The 19,045-nt window shown below is 76.1% G+C and carries 10 protein-coding genes; all 10 read right to left on the bottom strand.

Translation table 11 applies throughout. The features are described 5' to 3' along the window. Positions 1-9: 9 nt before the first annotated feature. Entirely contained in the window at positions 10-606 is a 597-nt protein-coding gene (locus tag OG710_RS01925; protein ID WP_330237795.1) for an Rv1733c family protein, read from the bottom strand. A 277-nt stretch (positions 607-883) separates the two neighbouring features. Continuing rightward, entirely contained in the window at positions 884-1,378 is a 495-nt protein-coding gene (locus tag OG710_RS01920; RefSeq protein WP_330237794.1) for a DUF6643 family protein, read from the bottom strand. 277 nt (positions 1,379-1,655) lie between these two features. Then, positions 1,656-3,503 carry a N,N-dimethylformamidase beta subunit family domain-containing protein gene (locus tag OG710_RS01915; protein WP_330237793.1) on the bottom strand — a complete coding sequence of 616 codons (1,848 nt, stop codon included), beginning with the start codon at positions 3,501-3,503 and terminating at the stop codon, positions 1,656-1,658. Between the two features lie 65 nt (positions 3,504-3,568). Then, the gene (locus tag OG710_RS01910; RefSeq protein WP_330237792.1) at positions 3,569-4,996 is read right to left on the bottom strand and encodes a condensation domain-containing protein; all 1,428 of its coding nucleotides are present in this window, start codon (positions 4,994-4,996) and stop codon (positions 3,569-3,571) included. Continuing rightward, positions 4,993-5,259 carry a phosphopantetheine-binding protein gene (locus tag OG710_RS01905; RefSeq protein ID WP_330237791.1) on the bottom strand — a complete coding sequence of 89 codons (267 nt, stop codon included), beginning with the start codon at positions 5,257-5,259 and terminating at the stop codon, positions 4,993-4,995. The genes OG710_RS01910 and OG710_RS01905 overlap by 4 nt, the downstream gene beginning before the upstream one ends. Then, positions 5,256-5,480: an MbtH family protein gene (locus OG710_RS01900; protein WP_330237790.1), complete on the bottom strand. Its 225-nt coding sequence runs from the start codon at positions 5,478-5,480 to the stop codon at positions 5,256-5,258. The genes OG710_RS01905 and OG710_RS01900 overlap by 4 nt, the downstream gene beginning before the upstream one ends. A 4-nt stretch (positions 5,481-5,484) precedes the next feature. Further along, entirely contained in the window at positions 5,485-8,520 is a 3,036-nt protein-coding gene (locus OG710_RS01895; protein ID WP_330237789.1) for a non-ribosomal peptide synthetase, read from the bottom strand. Further along, complete coding sequence (locus tag OG710_RS01890; RefSeq protein WP_330237788.1) at positions 8,517-10,025, bottom strand: class I adenylate-forming enzyme family protein; 1,509 nt, start codon at positions 10,023-10,025, stop codon at positions 8,517-8,519. Before OG710_RS01890 ends, OG710_RS01895 begins: the two co-directional genes overlap by 4 nt. Next, on the bottom strand, positions 10,022-15,637 hold the full coding sequence (locus OG710_RS01885; protein ID WP_330237787.1) for a non-ribosomal peptide synthetase/MFS transporter: 5,616 nt from the start codon (positions 15,635-15,637) through the stop codon (positions 10,022-10,024). Before OG710_RS01885 ends, OG710_RS01890 begins: the two co-directional genes overlap by 4 nt. Next, positions 15,634-18,915 carry an amino acid adenylation domain-containing protein gene (locus OG710_RS01880; RefSeq protein WP_330237786.1) on the bottom strand — a complete coding sequence of 1,094 codons (3,282 nt, stop codon included), beginning with the start codon at positions 18,913-18,915 and terminating at the stop codon, positions 15,634-15,636. The genes OG710_RS01885 and OG710_RS01880 overlap by 4 nt, the downstream gene beginning before the upstream one ends. Positions 18,916-19,045 lie beyond the last annotated feature (130 nt).

The raw sequence follows: 19,045 nt of genomic DNA, 5'->3' as shown, positions 1-19,045 counted from the left end.
GCACCCGGCCTAGCTACCCGCGCCCGTCCTGCCCCAGTCCGGGCCGACCGCCGCCCAGGCCCGGTCGATGCGCTCGTACCGGCGCTGCGTCATGCGCCACAGGATCAGGCGCCGGCCGCACTCGATCAGCAGCGCGGCCAGCAGCGCCGCGCCGAACCCGGCCAGCGCGGCATGCGTGTGCCCGGTCGCCGCGTCCATCGGGCGGGTCGTGGGATCGCCGCGCCGGTCGGTCCAGATCCGGACCCGGGTCCCCGGATTCGCGTTCCGTCCGGCGGTCCTGACCTCGGCGGTGCGGGCGCTGCCGTCCGGGGCGCGCCAGCGCGCCACCACGGCGGTGCGCCGCATGCTGTCGGTGGACGTCTCCGGGTCGGCGGTGAAACGGGCGGCCGTCACCCGGCGCACCACCACGGCGGTCGTGGGATGCCGTTCGGCCCGCTGGGCGCGCACCACCGCCTGGAGCGCCGCGTCCGTCCGCGTTCCGCAGAGCCAGCCCAGGGCCGGAGCCGCCAGCATCAGCAGCAGGAACGCGACCAGGGCCAGCCAGGCCTCGAACCGGTCCGTCGCCCGGCGCAGCGGGTTGTGGCGCCAGCGCACGACACCGGTCATCGCTCGCACGGTCCCGCACCCCCTTCCGTGTCCGTACTGACCCGGTACGGATGGCCGGGCCGCGCGTCGGAAGCGGCCCATCGGTCCCAACGCACGGCACGTCGCCGTGAGTTCCCGGGCGCGTGACAGCGGCCGGAAACGGCCCGTCGCGGACGGCCCCTCCCCTGGGGTGGTCGCCGCGCGACGGGCGCGTTCGGGCATCGATCGAGGTGCGGGCACGGGGCGGCAGGGGGAAGCCGCCCCCGGCGCCGCCCGTGCGGCGACGCCGGATCAGGTCCTAGTAGCCCTGGCCGCCCTGGTAGCCCCGGCCGCCCTGGTAGGGCTGGCCGTACGGGTCGTACGGGGACTGCACGGGCGCGGGCCGGGGCGCGGCCGGGCGCATCGACTCGTACCCCGTGCTCTGCGCGGGCCGCTGCTGCTGCGGCGGGGGCGCCTGGTACATCCCCCGGCCGCCGGCCGGCTGCTGCGGGATGTACGGTGCCGGCGCGTGCTGCAACTGCGGGGGCTGCATCGGCGCGTAGTGCTGCTGCTGCGCCGCCTGTTGCGGGTAGCCGTAGGACGGCTGGGGCTGGGAGGGCGCCGCGGGAAGAGCCGGCAGGGCCGCGGGGAGCGCCGGCAGATAGCTGCTGCCGGTGTCGTAGGCGGCGGGCACTCGGATCGGTGCGATCTGAGGGGTGCCCCGCTCCGCGACCAGAGAGTCGTAGATCGGAGTGTCGGGGAACGACGGCGCGGCGTAGTAGCCGCCACCGTAGGTGGAGCGGGGGGAGGTCATGACACCTAAGTTAAGCCCACGATGTGCAGATTGGGGAGTCCCAATTTCCCGGTTGTCGTACGGACTGAGTTTCCCGCTGTCCGAGCAGGTGAAAGAACGGTGAAGAGTCGGTCGGGAGAGGGCTTTCCACGGTGCGGTACTTGGGCCCCGGCCGTGCCGCGTCGCTCTGCGGAGTGTGCCGTGTACCGCCAGGTAGCTTTCCGGTGCCGGGGCCGTGCGGCGGGGCCCGCGCCGGCCGGGGCCCGGACCCCGCGATCCGGGCCGCGCGGGCCCGAGTTCACCCCGTCGCGACGGACCGCGGCCGGTGGCTGACGAGCAGGCCGTCGTCCGTCGCCGCCAGCAGCCGGCCCGCGTACGCGGCGAGCGCGGTGGCGGCGGGAAAGGCGCCCGCGGGGGCGAAGGGCGCTTCGGTGGTGACCGGGGGCCGGGTCAGCAGCCCGTCCGGACCGCAGGCGTACAGACGCGCGTTGAGCACCGCCAGCGAGACCGCCTTGCCGGCCGGCCCCAGCGCAGTCCACGGCGCTTCGGGCCGCAGGGCCGGCCGGTGGTGCAGGGTGTCGTCGTGCGGCGTCACCGCGAACAGCGTGTTGTCGCACATGGCCAGCGCCGTCGTGCCGGCCGGGACCGTACCGGCCGGGGTCCACGGGGCCGGCCCCGGCACCGGGTCGCGTACGAGCAGCCGGTCGTCCGTGCCGACGGCCAGCAGGGCGAGCGGGGTGGGATGGCACGCCTCGCGGGGCGCGGCCAGGCAGCGGATCTCCGGCTCCGGCCCGCCGGGCACCGGCGGGCAGGCGGTCCACGGCAGGTTCTGGTCGCACGGCTCGCGGTGCAGCAGCGTCCTGCCGTCCTCGGCGACCGCGAAGAGCAGCCCCTCGCAGGCGGCGAGCGCGCGCACCCCGGTCGCCCGTCCCACGGTGTGCCAGGAGGGGACGGGCACCGCGCCGCCGAGGCGGTCCAGCACATTGCGGGTGACCCGGTCCACGGCCGGATCGTCCAGGGCACGGCCCCAGTTGATGGTGGCCGCGTTGAAGACCGTGCCGGCGCCCAGCCGGAAGACCCCCATGGTGGCCCAGCCGCCCTGCCCGTACGTCCGCCAGTGACGCAGGTCCGCGGTGGCGAGGACGGCGAACGAGCGCGGGGTGCCGTCCCGCCCGGTGGCCCGCGGCACCCCCGACGACCAGTCGAGTTCGGCGGCATCCGTCTCGTAGCCGAGGGCGCCCCGGGCGAAGGCGTCTCCGTCGCCCAGGCCGGTGCCCTCGAACACCCAGTGGTCGGCGAACCGGACCGTGTACGACTCCCGGCCGATGAGCGACATGCCCGCGCCCCAGGAACCGGCGCCGTTGCGGAAGCTGACCCCGGTCATGGAGTTCTCGGGACGGTCGACGGGCGAGCTGGACCACTCCACCGTCGTGCGGCGCGGGTCCGTGGCCGCGACCGGGTCGGTGGTGGCGTCGCGGTGGCACACCATCGTGCGCCCGCCGTCCTCCAGCCGCATCTGCCACCAGGCCGTGTTGCCGGCGAACACCGCCAGGTTCCCGCCCCTGCGGACGAACTCCTCGACGCTGTCGCGCATCCCGGCCGACCAGTACTCGTCGTGGCCGTTGACGATCAGCAGCCGGTAGGCGGACAGGAGTTCGCGGCCGTCGTCGAGATCGAGGCCCGAGCAGAACTCGACCGGGTACCCGGCTTCGGGGAGCCAGCGCAGCAGCGGCTCCTCCCAGCGCTCGGGCGGCGGACCGCCGCCCGGATCGGTGAAGGACACCCGCGCGGCGCGGCCCGGTTCCTCGGCGTAGTAGATGCTGCGGCCCGGCTGGCCGGCGCGGTGGTAGGCCCGCCAGGTGGCGAAGGGGATGGAGACCAGCACCGCCGATGCGGTCGCGGGCCGCGCCGCGCGGACGGCGAACCAGACCTCGTGCTCGGGGTCCCGCTCCGGTTCCGGTGTCTCGGGGCGGTCGTCGTGGAAGCGGGCCACGTACAGCGAACTGGGCCAGTCGCGCGGAACGTCCAGGGTCCAGCGGGTGCCGCGCACGGCCGCGCGGGTCATCGGGCGGCCGGTCACGGCGTCGGCGACGACGACCCGACCGGTCAGCGGTCCGCCCCCGCCCGCGGTCACCTCGAAGCGCATGGTTCCGCCCTGGGCGCACGAGGTCGTCCCGGCACGCGCCACGGGGCGCGCGACCGGCCGGGCGCTCACCGGCCGGCCCTCGCGGCCGTGAGGAGTGCGGGCAGTTCCGTCAGACGGTGCGGGTGTCCGGCCGAGGCGTTCACCACGACCTCCTCGATGGCGCGCAGATGGGCGTGGATGGTGTCCGGCGGCAGATACGCGGTGTCGGCGGTCAGGGTGACGGTCAGCTCGTCGTCGTCGCCGCTCACATGCAGGCAGTACCGGCAGGCGACCCGGTCCTGGGTCGCGGGGAAGTCGAGCACACTGCGGCGGCGGAGCAGATCGAGCTCGTCCGGGCGCGGTGCCGGGCGGGGCGGCCCCACCCGCTCCACCAGGCGCATGTCGTTGAAGCAGCAGTACGGATGGACCTCGGTGCCGCGCTCGGCGGCCGCCCGCTCCAGCAGGGCGTCCCAGTCCGCCGGATCGTAGGCGGCGGCCCGGTACCCGGCGAGCGCGGCCGGCCAGGCGTCGGCCAGCAGATCGGTGAAGTCCGCGTCCGGGCCCGCGACCTCGTCCAGACGCAGGACGAACAGCGCGTCCTGGGACAGGGTGCTCACCAGGGTGCGGTGGCCGCCGGCCGCACGGTTGCCCGCGATCGGCATCACCGCCGCCACCGAGTGCCCCTGCCCGGCGGCGACCAGGGCGGCGGAGGCGGCCAGCAGCACGGTGGAACCGCTGACCCGGTGCGCGGCGGCCACCGCGTCGACGGCCCGGGGGAGCGCGGCCGACCTCAGCCGGCCCGTCCAGAACCGGGGCGTGCGCGGCGGTGCGACCGGCTCCGGGAACATCGTCGGGGGCGCCGCCCGCAGCCCCCGCTCCCAGTGGTCGAGGGCCGCCCGGCCCGAGCGTCGGCCGGCCGGGGACGCCTGACGCAGGCCCAGGTCCAGCGGGGTGTCCGCGCAGACGGGGCCGGCCGAGCCCCGGCGGACCAGCAGCCGCAGATCGCGGACCAGGACCTCCGCCGCGTGCCCGTCGGCCGCCAGATGGCACAGCCCCAGTACGGCGTGCGTGATCCGCCCCGCGTGCCGGACGGCGCCGAACCGCACCGGCCACTCGTCCGCGTAGTCGAAGCGGCGGGCGGTCAGCGACGACAGCAGCTCGTCGGCCGCCGCCGCGGCCTCGCCCGGATCGGCCACGTCCTGGACCCGGACCTCCGCGGACCCCTGCCCGGACAGGCGCTGACGGGCCTCGCCGCCCTCCTCCGCCACCACGGTGCGCAGCGCCTCGTGCCGGAGGACCAGCGCGGCGAGCGCGTCCGTCAGCCGCGACAGGTCCACCGGCGCGCCCCGGTCGGCGAGGGGGAGTACCCGGCCGATGTTGAAGTAGTGGTCGTTGGGGCGGGTACGGCCGATGGCGTGCCAGATGGCGCGCTGGCCCCAGGTCAGCGGGGCGTCCCCGGCGCGGCCGCCGGCGAAGGCGAAGGACACGGTGGTGTCCGCCGTCGCCGCCGTCACGGGGCGTCCTGCGCGACCAGGCCCCGCACCCGGTCGGTGAGCTGGTCGAGCCCGTCCGTGTACAGGCTCCGGTCGCCCAGGTCGATGAGGACGTCGTACTCCGACTCCAGACTGTCGGCGAGCCGCAGCAGGGACAGCGAGCCGACCCCGAGCGCGGCCAGCGAGTCGGTCGAGTCCAGGAGTTCCGCGGCGGTCAGAGCGCCGTCCGTGGCCCGTTCGACGAGCCGGGCGACGCCGTCGCGGGTGGGGGCGGGCGCGGTCACCGGGCACCGCCGTCCCGCCGGGCGGCCTCGTCGGCCAGGCGGCGGCGCAGGCTGAGCGGCCGGATGTCCGGCCACACCCGGTCGACGTGCGCGACGCACTCCTCCTCGGTGCCGCCGAAGCCCTCGGCCCGCCAGCCCGCGGGCAGTGGCGTGCCCTCCGGCCAGAGGGCGTGCTGCTCCTCGTCGTTGACGGCCACGAGGTAGCGGGTCGATGCGGTCATGCGGCTACTCCTTGCGCAGTGCGGTGACGGCGGCGGTGACGCCGTGCACGGTGGGGGCGTCGAAGAAGACCTCGAAGGGGAGGTCCACGCCGAGGGTGCGGTGGATACGGGCGGCGATGGCGGTGATGGTCAGGGAGTGGCCCCCGAGGTCGAACAGGTCCTCGTCGGGCCCGAGGTCGTCCAGCTCCAGGACCTCGCGCCAGATGGCGAGCACCGCCGCGGTCACCGGGTCGAGCGCGCCGTCCCCGTCCGCCGCCGGCACCGCAGCGCGGTCCGGGGCGGGCTCGGGGAGCGCGGCCCGGTCCAGCTTGCCGTTGGGCGTCAGCGGGAAGGCGTCCAGCACCGTGTACGAGGCCGGGACCGCGGCGTCCGGGAGCACGGCGGCGAGGTGCGCGCGCAGCTCGTCCGGCGCGGGCGCCGGACCGGCCGGGACGACATAGGCGCAGAGCCTGCGGTCGCCGTCCGTCCCGTGCAGCGCGGCGGCGGCCGCGGCGACCGCGGGGTGGGAGGCGAGCCGCGCCTCGATCTCGCCCAGCTCGATCCGGTGGCCGCGCAGCTTGATCTGGGTGTCGGAGCGGCCCAGGTAGACCAGAGCCCCGTCGGGCCCCCGCCGCACGAGGTCACCGGTGCGGTACAGCCGCGATCCGGGCGGACCGTACGGGTCGGGCACGAAGCGGGTGGCCGTCAGTCCGGGGCGGTGCCGGTAGCCGTGGGCCAGACCCGCGCCGCCCAGGTGCAGTTCGCCCGGCAGCCCGTAGGGGACGGGGCGCATCCGCCCGTCCAGGACGTAGGCGCGGGTGTTGGCGAGCGGCCCGCCGATGAGGACCTGTCCGTCGTCGCTCACCGCCGGCTCCGCCAGGGTGGACCAGATCGTGGTCTCGGTGGGTCCGTAGACGTTCACGAGCCGCTTGGTCAGGGTGGCCAGCTCGGCGCCGAGGGCCGGGGGCAGCGCCTCGCCGCCGGTCAGCGCGGTGAGCCCGGCCGCGTGGTCGCCGAGCCCCGCGTCGAGCAGGAGCCGCCAGCCGCTGGGGGTGGCCTGGACGTGGGTGACGCCCGCGCGGTCGACGAGGCCGAGGAGCGCGGGCCCGTCGCGGTGGCCGCCCTCCGGAACGAGGACCACCCGTCCGCCGCTGATCAGCGGCAGCAGCAGTTCGACCGCCGATATGTCGAAGGACAGCGAGGTGAGCCCCAGCCAGCGGTCCTCGGGACCGGAGCCCAGATGGTCGCGCAGGGCGCCGAGCACGTTGGCGAGCGCCGAGTGCGGCACCTCCACGCCCTTGGGCCGTCCGGTCGATCCGGACGTGTAGAGCACATAGGCGGCATCGGCGGGCGACGGCCCGGCCGGCAGGTCCGGCGCCCCGGCACCGTGCGGAAGGGAGGCGGCCGGGGCGAGCGCGGACGGGGCGAGGTCGCCGGGGCCCTCCGGGCGCGGGGTGACGCGGAGCGGGACGCGGGCGTCCGACCGCAGGAACGTCAGGCGCTCCGCCGGATGGGCGGGGTCCAGCGGCAGATGGGCGGCCCCGCAGGCCAGCGAGGCCAGTACGGTCACCAGCTGGTCCAGGCCGCGCGGGAGTTCGACGGCGACCAGGGTGCCGGGGCCCGCCCCGTGCCGGGCCAGCGCGGCGGCCGCGTGGGCGACCCGGTCGGCCAGGCCGCGATAGCTCAGGGTCTCGTCGCCGCTGACGACGGCGATCGCGTCCGGCCGGGCCGCCACCGCCTCGGCGAACAGCGCGGGCACGGTGCGCCCGGTCAGCTCGGGGCGCGGCCGGGGAACGGCGAGCTGCGCGGACCACTCGCCCGGTGCCAGCAGGGGCAGCTCGCCGACCGGGCTCGCGGGGTCGGCCAGCGCGCCGTCCAGGAGCGTCGTCCAGTGGTCCGCCACCCTCCGGGCCGCGTCGGCGGTGAGCGCACCGGCGCGGAACTGCAGGCTCGCGTCCACCTCGCGGCCGGAGTCGACGAGCTGGAGGTGCAGCAGATTGCGCGCGGTGCCGCAGAACCCCAGCCAGCGGACCTCGGCGCGCAGACCGGCGCCGAAGTCGGGGCGCGGCTGCGCGGCCGGCCGCCGCCGGTAGCTGACGGAGAGCGGGGTGAGCGCGGTGCGGGGCGTAAGCCCGCGCACACAGCGGCCGAGCGGGACGGCCCGGTGCCGGTACAGGGCGCGCAGCTCGGCGCGCACGCTCCGCGACCAGGTGGCGAAGGGCGCGTCGGGGGCCGCCGAGGTGAACAGCGGCAGCTCGTTGACGGCCAGCCCCACGCCGGCCGGCCCGCCGCGCGGACGCAGCGACAGCTCGACGGAGGTGACCGGCGCCGGGTCGCCGTACCGGGTGAGCAGCGCGTGCCAGGACGCGATGAGCAGTTCGAAGCGGGTGAGGCCCAGCCGGTGCGCCACCGCGTCGAGCCGGGCGGCCCGCTCCGTGCCGAGGCTCCAGGTGATCTCCGTACCCGGCGCGGGCGAGGTGCCGGGCAGCGCGGAGGTCGTGAGCCCCGGCAGCGGCGGTGCGGCCGGATCGTGCCACCGGGTGGCCCAGTACGCCTCGGCGTCCGCGAGCGCGCCCGGCGCCGGGGCCGGCTCGGGGAGCGGGACGGCCGGGGCGAGCGGGTCGTCCCGGTAGGCGGCGGCCAGGTCCGCGGTCAGCCGCTCCTTGGACTCGCCGTCCAGGACCAGGTGATGGGCGGTCAGCAGCAGCACGTGCCGTACGGGGGAGAGCCGGGCGAGGACGAAGCGGTGCAGCGGCCCGCGGCCGAGGTCGAACGGCGTGGCGCGTTCCCGCGCCAGGAGGGCGCCGAGTTCCCCGGCGGCGCACTCGACCGTGCTCATCGGCACCTCGCCGGTGAGCGGGACAGGGGTGCCGTCGCCGCCGAACGCGGTGCGCAGGGCCGGATGGTGGGCGGCGACGGCGGCGCAGGCCCGGCCCAGGCGGCCGGCGTCCAGGGGGCCGTCGAGGCGGATGGTCAGGGTGAGGTGGTAGGCGGAGCCGGTGTCCAGGGTGCGCTCGGTGAGCCAGACGCCGTGCTGGGCGGAGCTGAGGGTGGCGTTCACAGGATGGCCTCGGGTTCGTCTTGGGCGAGGATGCGGCGCAGTTCGCGTTTGAGGACCTTTCCGGCCTCGTTGCGGGGGAGGGCGTCGCGGAACAGCACGGTGGCGGGCAGTTCGTGGACCGCCAGCCGGTCGAGCAGGAAGGTCCGCAGCGCGGCGGGGGTCAGACCCTCGCCGGCGACGACCACGGCGGCGACGACGCTCCCCAGCACGGGGTGCGGCACCCCGACCGCGGCGGCGTCGCGGACCTCCGGATGGGCGTGCAGGGCGTCCTCGACCTGGAGCGTGGAGACCTTGTGGGCGCCCGACTTGACGACGTCGCGCTCCCGGTCGAGCAGGTGCAGGAACCCCTCCTCGTCCACCCGGCCCAGGTCGCCCATGCGTATCCACCGGCCCTGGAAGACGCCGTCGTCCGCCTCGCCCAGGTACGCGCGCGGAGCCGCCGCCGAACGCAGCCACAGCTCGCCCGGCTCGCCCGCCGCCACCGGCCCGCCCTCCGGGGTGGTCACCCGCAGATCGGCCAGGGACGCGGGCCGGCCGGGCGAGTCGGGCCGGGCCGGGTCGAACAGCAGGGTGATCTGGGCGGGCGCGGCCTCGGTTGAGGTGTAGTAGTTGACGATCTGCGCCTTCGGGAAGGCCCGGCCGAGCCCGAGCGCGACCGGCTGCGGCAGCGCCGCCGCCGTGGAACCGACCAGACGCACGGCCCGCCGCGCCTGCGCGAACCTGTCGTCGGTGACGGCCGGGGACGCCAGCAGCTCGATCGCCATGGCGGGTACGAGGAACACGCTCCCGATCCCGTGCTCCGCCAGCAGGCGCAGGAAGCGGGCCGGGGTGAACTGCGGGGCCGTGACACAGGCGGCGTGCGCGTTCAGCGCGTTGACCAGCATGGTCTGCCCCGCGTTCGTGCCGACGGGGAAGGCGTGGAGGAACGCGGCGGAGTGGCGCAGCGGCCGTCGCCGTTCGTCGAGGGTGCAGCCGTACGCCAGATTGGCGTGCCCGGCCCCGACCCCCTTGGGCGTCCCGGTGGTGCCCGAGGTGTAGAGGATCTGCGCGAGGTCACCGGGTGCGGGCTCGGGCAGCTCCGGCGCCGGGGAGTGCCCCGCGGCGTCGGACTCCGTGAGCACGGTCGTCCCGGCCGGGAGCGCGGGCGGCGGCGCCCCCGCGCCGTGCAGCAGGAACCTCGCCCCCGCGTCCTCGCACACGTACGCGGCCGTGGCCGGCGCGGACCGGTCGGAGAGCGGCACGGCGACGCCGCCGGCCCGCAGCACCGCGAGGAAGGCGACGGCGTAGTCCGTCCAGCCGCCGGTGCCGTGGTGCAGCACCACCCGGTCCCCGGGCCGCACCCCGGCCGCGCGCAGCGCGCCGGCGTACGCCCCCGAACGCTCCTGCCAGGAAGCGAAGTCGAGCCGGTCGCGGCCGGTGACCAGGGCGACGCGCTCCCCGTGCGCGGCGGCGCGGTGGGCGAGCAGGGCGGGCAGCGTGGCGACCGCGGCCGGGTTTCCCGTCATGACCGGCCCGCCTTCGCGCGGCGGGCGGCGGCGATACGGGCCCGCTCCCGCAGGCCGACCAGATCGTCCGGCTCCGCCTCGGGCACGTCCCGGTCGAAGCGCGCCAGCACCGGAAGCCGCAGCCCGAGCGCGACCAGCCCGAGCATCGCGCAGCCGAACAGCACGTACATCAGGGCGATGCCGCGTCCGGGGCCGGTGCCGATCAGGGGGCCGAAGACCGGGGCGAGCGCGCCGCCCTGTTCCATCAGGGGCCCCAGGAGAGAGGAGCCCAGCGGGGCGATGACGCCGTGGCCCAGCGGCAGGGTGGACCAGGCGACCAGCGTGTTCAGCGCGAAGACCCGGCCGTGGAAGCGCTGCGGCACCTTGACCTGGACGATCGTGGAGTAGACCCCGTTGACGAGGGACAGCGCGAAGGACATGCCGAACGCCCCGGCGGCCACCACCCACAGCCCGGCGTGCAGACCGGTCACGGCCCCGGCCAGCGCCAGGAGCGCCGCGAGCGCCAGCATCCCCCGCAGCCGGTGCCGGCGCGGACCGCCCCAGAACCCCATGACGATTCCGCCCAGGATCGCGCCCGCACCGCCCGCCACGGCCACCCGCGCCGCGCCCTGCAGATCGTCGAAGGCGAGGACCAGCGGCGTGACGAGCAGGAACAGCGGCGACAGGAAGATGTTCAGCCCCGCGAACCACAGCAGCATCGCCCGGAAGCCCCGGTTGCGCCACGAGTAGGCGAAGCCGTTCCGGATCTCGGAGACCAGCGACTCGCGCCGCGTCCACGGCAGCGTCCGGGGGAACTTCACCGCCAGCAGGATGCCGATCGCCAGGACGTAGCTGGCCACGTCGATGATCAGGATGCCCCGCAGACCGATCCCGGCCAGCAGCGCCACGGCCACCAGCGGTACGACGAACTGCGCGGTGCCGAAGGCGAGCTGGACGATCCCGTTGGCGTGGCCGAGGTACTGCTTGGGCACCAGCTGCGGCACCGCGGAGGCGTAGGCCAGCCGCTGGAACGTCAGGGCCAGGGAGAGGACGCCGAGCAGGACGTACACCTCCCAGGAATGCAGGTTCCCGGTGACGAGCAGGGCCAGCAGCCCGGCCTGGGTGGTGCAGGCGGCGATGTCGCCGGCGAGCAGCACCTTGCGCCGGTCCAGCCGGTCCACCAGCGCCCCCGCGAGCGGGCCGACGAGGATGCCGGGAACCATCGCGACGACCGCGTACAGCGCGTATCGGGTCAGGGAGCCGGTGTTGAGGAGAATCCACAGCGGCAGCGCGAACTCGGTCAGCGCCGAGCCGGTGATGGAGACCAGCTGGCCGCTCGCGACCGCCAGGAACCGGCGCATGCTGGGCTCGGGGCCGGTCCCGGCCTCCGCGTCCGGTGCCTCGCCCGGTTCGTCACCGGCGCCGTCCGCCGCGTCGGCGGGGCCCGTGTCGCCCTGGAACCACCAGGAGTTCAGCGGGTCGCGGGCGGGCAGCTTGCCGGTGGTCCCGTCGAGCACGGCCGGGTGCACCGCCGTGATCGCCTCGGCCACTTCCCGGGCCCGGTACTTGAGGAAGAAGTGGCCGCCCTGGTCGAGCACGGCGACGGCGGAACGCTCGGCCAGCAGCAGCCACTCGCGGTAGCGCTCCTGGTAGAAGTCGGCCGCCGGGTCCTGGTCCCCCACCAGGCAGACCAGCGGGGCGCGCAGCCTCGGGGCACCGGCGGCGACGTCCGCGATGGCCCGGGTGAAGTAGTCCTCGGCGGCCTGTGTGTCGCGGCGCATGTTGCCGATGATGAAGGCGGCCTGTTCCTTGTCGAGGTCGGAGGTGTTCACTCCGAGCCCGATCAGCCAGTTCGCGTAGACGCGGTCGCCGAGCAGCGGTTCCAGCGAGGCGACGCGGCTCAGCGCGCTGAGCACACGGCTGCGCGGCCGGGCGAACGGGAACTGCGCCCCGGCGTAGACGGCCTCCAGCGGATGCCCGGCCGCTTCGAGCAGCCGGGAGACGGCGATGGCCAGGGCCGTGCCGACGGCGCAGTGGCCGTAGACCACGACGGGGCCCCCGGTCCGCTCCCGGACCTCGGCGGCGATGCGTTCGGCCAGTTCGTCGAAGGGGACGGACTCCTCCGTGACACCGACGTCGTGGCCCGGTACGGCGACCGCCCACAGCTCGGTGTCGGAGGGCAGCGCGTCGGCGACGGGCTGGTAGACGACGGGGCTGCCGCCGCCGTAGGGCACGCAGACGAAGGTGCGGGTGCGGTGCGCCGGGGACACCGGCGGGGTGAGCCGGTGCAGCAGCGGCCTCGGGGTGTCGTCGTGTTCGTCGCGTGCGGCGAGGGCGGCCAGGTCGCGGACCGTGCGGTGGGTGAAGAGGTCCATGACGCTGACCGGCCGGGCGCCCGCCTCGGTCAGCCGGCCGCGCGCCCGTGCGACGACCTGGGTGGCCAGGAGGGAGTGTCCGCCGATGTCGAAGAAGTCCTCGTCCGCGCCGACCTCGGTGACGCCGAGCACCTCGCCCCAGATGCCGGCGAGCAGGCGTTCGATCTCGGTCGCGGGCTTGGTGGCGCCCGCCGCGCGCCGCAGCTGGGGAGCGGGCAGGGCGCGGCGGTCGAGCTTCCCGTTGGGCGTGAGCGGCAGCGCGGGGACGACGGCCACGACCGCGGGGACCTGGTGGTCGGGCAGCATCCGTTTCAGGGCCGTACGCAGCCGGGTCGGCTCGGGCTCCTCGGCGCCGGCCGCGGGCACCACGTAGCCGACGAGCCGCCGGTCGCCGGGCCGGTCCTCGCGCACCAGGACCGCGGCGTCCGCGACGCCGGGCTGGGCGCGCAGCGCGGCCTCGGTCTCGCCCGGTTCGATGCGCAGGCCGCGCAGCTTGACCTGCTGGTCGATGCGGCCCAGGTGCTGGAGGGTGCCGTCCGGGAGGCGGCGGGCCAGGTCGCCGGTGCGGTACAGACGGGAGCCCGGCGGACCGTACGGGTCGGGCACGAAGCGGGCCGCGGTCAGCCCCGGCCTGCGGTGGTAGCCGAGGGCGACCGGGGTGCCCCCGATGTGCAGTTCGCCGGGTGCGCCGGGCGGCACCGGGCGCAGGGCGTCGTCCAGCACGTACAGCCGGGTGTTGTCGATGGGCAGCCCGATCGGCACCGTCTCCAGGGGCCCGGCGCACTCCCAGGAGGAGACGTCGACGGCGGCCTCGGTCGGTCCGTACAGGTTGGCCAGCGCGCAGTGCGGCAGCCGGCCCGTCAGTTCGCGGGCCGCGTCGGGGGGCAGCGCCTCGCCGCTGCTGATCACCCGGCGCAGCGTGCCGCACCGCTCGACGCCCTCCTCGGCGAGGAAGACGGCCAGCATGGCGGGGACGAAGTGCGCGACGGTCACCCCGGCGGTGGCGATGAGGTCGAGCAGATAGCCGGCGTCCTTCTGGCCGCCGGGCTTGGCGAGGACGATGCGCGCCCCGGTGGCCAGCGGCCAGAAGAACTCCCACACCGACACGTCGAAGCCGACCGGGGTCTTCTGCAGGACGGCGTCGTCCGGTCCCAGCCGGTAGGCGTCCTGCATCCACTGGATGCGGTTGGCGATCGCCCGGTGCGTGTTGGGCACGCCCTTGGGGCGGCCGGTGGAGCCGGAGGTGTAGATGAGGTAGGCGGGGTCGTCGGGGGCGGGCCCGGCCGGCCGCCGCCGTGAACGCGGCGGGTCCACCGGGTCGTCCAGCAGCATGATCTGCGCGGTGCAGCCGTGCGGTGTGGGCAGTCCGCGCTGGGTGAGCAGCACGGGCGCGTCGCTGTCGGCGAGCAGGAAGGCGAGGCGGTCGGCCGGGTAGCCCGGCTCCAGCGGGACGTAGGCCGCGCCGGTGCGCAGGATGCCGAGGAGTCCGGCGACGAGTTCGGGCGAGCGTTCGGAGCAGATGGCGACGAGGCCGCCCGGCCCGACGCCCTCGGCGGCCAGCCGGGCGGCGATCCGGTCGGCCCGCTCGTCGAGCTGGCGGTAGGTGAGGGCGGCCCGGCCCTCGACGGCCACGGCGACCGCGTTCGGCGTGCGGGCGATCTGCTCGGCGACCAGGGCGGTGAGGGTGGTGGCCGGCCGGTCCAGGGCGGTGTCGTTGTACCGCAGGATCTCGGTGTCGGCCTCGTCGGGGGTGGGGCCGGCGAGTCCGGACAACCGGGTGTCGGGGGCGGCGGCCACCGACCGCAGCAGCCTGCCGAGGTGGTCGGCGAGGCGTCCGATGTCGGCGGGGTCGAAGAGGTCGGTGTTGAAGTTGAAGGAGCCGTGCAGCCCGTCGGGCCACTCCTGGAGGAAGAGTTCGAGGTCGAAGCGGGTGCCGCTGGCCCGGACCCCGAACGGTTCGGCGCTCAGCGCTCCGTCGGGCGCCGCGTCGCGCTGGGTGGCGTAGTTCTGTACGGCCAGGACGGCCTGGAAGACGGGCGGGCGGGAGACGTCGCGGGGCACCCTCAGCTCGCTGACCAGCTGGGCGAACGGCAGGTCCTGGTGCGCGTAGGCGTCCAGACAGGTCTCGCGGGTGCGGGACAGCAGCTCGGTGAACGAGGGGTCGCCCTCCAGCCGGGCCGGGAGCGCGATGACGTTCACGAACATGCCGACGAGGGCTTCGAGTTCGGGCTCGCCGCGGCCGGCGACGGGGGAGCCGACCGCGAAGTCCCGCTGGCCGCTGAACCGGGCGAGCAGGAGCTGGAAGGCGGCCAGGAGCACCATGTGGACGGTCGCGTCGTGCCGCCGGCCCAGCGCCGTCAGCCGGTCCAGCAGGTCGCGGTCCACCGAGAACGCGTGGCCGGCGCCCTCGAAGGTCTGGCGGGGCGGCCTGGGCCGGGAGAAGGAGAGCTCCAGCGGCTCGACACCGGAGAGCTCACGGGCCCAGTGGGCGACCTCGGCGACCAGCCGGTCCCCGCTCAGCCGCTCCCGCTGCCACAGCGCGAAGTCCCCGTACTGGACGGGCAGTTCGGGCAGCGGGTCGGGTTCTCCGGCGGCGTGCGCGGCGTACAGGCGCAGTACTTCGCCGAGCAGGACCTCGCTGGACCAGCCGTCGCTGACGCTGTGGTGGACGACCAGGAGCAGGACGTGGTCGTCGGGCGCGAGCCGGATCAGCAGGGCGCGCAGCAGCGGGCCCCGTTCCAGGTCGAAGGGCACGGCCGAGGCCTCGTCCACCATGCGTTCGGCCTCGTCGGCGGAGTCCGCGTCCGCCAGGGTGAGGGCGGCCGGGCCGGGCGGGTCGACGACCAGCAGCGGGCGTCCGTCGTCGGTGGCCGGGTAGCGGGAGCGCAGCGTCTCGTGCCGGGCGACGGCCGCGTCCAGGGCGGCGCGGAGCGCGTCGGTGTCCAGCGGGCCGCGCAGCCGCCGGACCACCGGGATGTTGTACGCGGCGGTGCCGGGCGCGAACTGCTCCATGAACCACAGGCGTTCCTGCGCGAACGAGAGCGGGACGGGGGTGTCCGGGTCGCGGCGCGGGATGGTGGTGCGGGCGGTCGGGCGCGCGGCCAGGCGGCGGCGCAGCAGTTCCTTCTTGGCGGCGGAGAGGCGTGCGGCGGCGTGGTCCGCCGGGCGGGCGGCGGTGGGGTCGGCGGGGCGGTCGGCGGTGGGGTCCGCCGGGTGGGCTGTGTCGGGGTCCGCGGGGCGGGCGGTGTCGGCGCTCATGAGCGGGGCCGGGTTCCTTCCAGTGCGTCCTGCGCGGCCAGCAGTTCTTCGGCGTCCGCGTCCGAGAGGGCGTCGATCTCGGCCAGCAGCGCGGCCTCCACGGCCTCGGCGAACGCGGCGCAGGTGCGATGGGTGAACAGGGTGCGCAGGGGGACGGTGAGGTCCGCGGAGGCGCGGACGCGGGCGATGACGCGGGTCGCCAGGAGCGAGTGGCCGCCCAGGTCGAAGAAGTCGTCCTGCGCGCCGACCGGCCCGCTGCCGAGCACCTGTTGCCAGATGTCCGCGACGAGTTCCTCCGCCTCGGTACGGGGCGGCACGAAGGCCGGACGGATGAGCGAGGCCGGTCCGGGGTCCGGCAGGGCCGCCCGGTCCACCTTGCCGTTGGGGCCGAGCGGCAGGCGGTCGAGCACGGCCCAGGTGTCGGGGACGAGGTGCGGCGGCAGCACTGCGGCCAGCTCGGCGCGCAGCCGGGCGGGGTCGGGGGCGGCCTGTGCCGGGGCCGGTACGACATGGGCGGTCAGCCGGTCGCCCCGGACGGACACCACGGCCTCCGCCACCGAGGGCAGGGCGGCGAGCGCCACCTCGACCTCACCGGGCTCGACCCGGAACCCGCGCACCTTGACCTGGCCGTCCAGCCGGCCCAGGAACTCCAGCTGTCCGTCGGCGCGGCGGCGCACCCGGTCCCCGGTGCGGTAGCGGCGGGCGCCGGGCGGCCCGTCCGGATCGGGGACGAAGGACCGGGCGGTGGCTCCGGGGCGGCCCAGGTAGCCGTCGCCGACCCCGGCGCCGCCGATCACCAGCTCGCCGGGCGTGCCGGGCGGCACGGGACTGCCGGCGCGGTCCAGCACGGCCAGGGTCGTCCCGCCGATGGGGCGGCCGATGGGCGGCCTGCGCCGCTCGTCGCCGGCCCCGAGGTCCGCCGTGGTGGCGATGATCGAGGTCTCGGTCGGGCCGTAGGAGTTGACCAGCCGCACGGTGTCGCCGAACCGGGCCCGCCAGGCGGCGACCGCCTCCGGGCGCACCTGGTCGGCGCCGAGGACGAGCAGGCGCAGCGTGTCCGGCCACGGGGTCTCGTCGAGGTCGGCGACGAGGTGGTGCCAGTAGGGGGTCGGCAGGTCCAGGACGGTGATCCCGGCCGTGTAGGGCTCGGCCAGCTGGTCGGCGAGTGCGGCCCCCGGCCGTGCGGTGACCAGGACCGCGCCCGCCGCCAGGGCCGGGAAGATCTCCTCGGCGCTGGTGTCGAAGGAGAGCGAGGCGCTGTGCAGGACCCGGTCCGCCCCGGTCAGCCCGTAGCCCTCGCGCATCCAGGCGACCCGGGCCGCGAGGGCGCGGTGCGGGACGAGGACGCCCTTGGGCGTGCCGGTGGAGCCCGAGGTGTAGATGACGTACGCGGGGTCGTCCGGGCCCGCCTCGGTGCCGGGGCCGGGCAGCGGGCCGGCGGGGCCGCCCGGTCCGGCCGGGTCGGTGGGGCCGGGGGTGACGGACAGGACGGGGACGTCCGTGTCGATGCCGTCCACGGGCGCGCCGTCCGCGGTGAGCAGGACCGCGGCCCCGCTGTCCCGCAGCATGAAGTCGAGCCGGGCGCCGGGGTATTCCGGGTCCAGGGCCAGGTAACCGGCGCCGACGCGCCAGGCGGCGAGCATGGCCACGACCGGCCGCGGGCCGCGCGGCAGGCAGAACGCGACGAGGTCGCCGCGGCGGACCCCGCGGGCCAGCAGCCGGGCGGCCAGTTCCCGGCCGGCCGCCGCGAGTTCGGCGCGCGTGAGGCTCTCGTCGGGGCCGGCCACGGCCGGGGCGCCGGGCACCAGCTCCGCCGCCCGGTCGATCGCGGCGAGGACCGTCGGCGGATGCGCCGCGAGCGCGGGCCCGGTCGCCTCGGCCCGGCACAGCGCCTCCTCGTCCGCGCCGAGCAGGGGCAGCCGGTGCACGGGGGTGTCCGGCGCCGCCAGGGCCGCGCGGAGCAGGGTCTCGAAGCGGGCGGCCAGCCGGGCGACCTGTTCGGCGCCGAGGAGGTCGGTGCGGTGGCCGAAGACGGCGTGCAGGTCGTCGCCGTCCGGGCGGATGTCCAGGCTCAGTTCGAACTTGGCCGCGGTGTGCCCGCCGTCCCCCTCGGCGCAGACGAGGTCGGCGAAGCGGTGTTCGCCGAGGGCGCCGCCGCTCTGGGTGTGCACGGTCAGCAGGGTCTGGAAGACGGGGGTGCGGCCGGTGTCCCGGTTGTGCCGCAGCTCCTCGGTGAGCCGCTCGAACGGGACGCGGCCGTGCGTCAGGGCGCGGAGCCAGTCGCCCCGCAGCCGGCGCAGCAGGGTGTCGAAGGAGGGGGCCGCGGTGAAGTCCGCGCGCAGGACGAGGGTGGAGGAGAAGTAGCCCACGGTCCGCTCGCTGTCGACGGTGGTCCGCGCGGCGGTGGGCACGCCGACGCAGAAGTCGTCCTGGCCGGTGCAGCGGTGCAGCAGTGCCTGGTAGGCGGCGGCGAGCACCATGAACGGGGTGAGCCGGCGGGCCCGCGCGAAGGACTCCACCGCGCCGCCCAGCCCGTGCAGGACGCGGGTGTGGTAGGCGCCGAGACTGCTGGGCGTCTCGGGTCGGGGATGTTCCAGGGGGAGTGCCAGGGGCGGCGCGGCGTGGAGCAGCTGCCGCCAGTGGTCGAGCGCGGCGGCGGCCTCGGGGCCGTCCAGCCAGGCGCGCTCCCCGGCCGCGTGCGCCGGATAGGAGCCGGGTTCGGCCAGTTCGGCGGCGGTGCCCGTGCGGTGGGCCGAGTAGAGCGCGGCGAGTTCGGAGCGCAGCAGCCCGAGCGACCAGCCGTCGGCGGCGATGTGGTGCACGACGAGGCAGAACGTGTACGCGTGCTCGCCGGTGCGCAGCAGGGCGGCGCGCAGCGGCGGGCCCTGCGCCAGGTCGAACGGCCGGTTGGTGAACTCGCCGATCCGCGCCAGGACATCGGCGTCCGGGTGGTGGCGCAGGTCGACGCTGTCCAGCGGTACGGGTGCCGGCGGATCGACCACCACGTACGGGCGTCCGTCGACGGCGGGGAACCGGCTGCGCAGGGCCTCGTGGCGGGCGGTCACCGCGTCCAGGGCGGCGCTCAGCGCCTCCTTGCTGAGCGGTCCGGTGAACCGGAGCACCAGCGGGATGTTGTACGCCGGGTCCCCCGGCTCGAACTGGTCCAGGAACCACAGCCGTTCCTGCCCGACGGAGAGAACCGCCTCCGTGTGCGGACCCGCCGGGGGCGCGGGTGCCGCGGGTGCCGGGGTGTGGGGCTGCGGGTCCGGTACGGACATGACGCTCCTGGGGGCCGGGCTGCGGTCGGCCGGCCGAACTGGCCGAAACCATAGGGATGCACGGCCTGCGCGGGGGACGTGAGAGCAGGGGGACGGGGGTCCGAGGGGGGCCGTGATGCCGCAGATGCTA

This window comes from Streptomyces sp. NBC_00525, from assembly GCF_036346595.1.
Taxonomy (GTDB): domain Bacteria; phylum Actinomycetota; class Actinomycetes; order Streptomycetales; family Streptomycetaceae; genus Streptomyces.
This window is presented reverse-complemented; position numbering and strand designations above follow the sequence as displayed.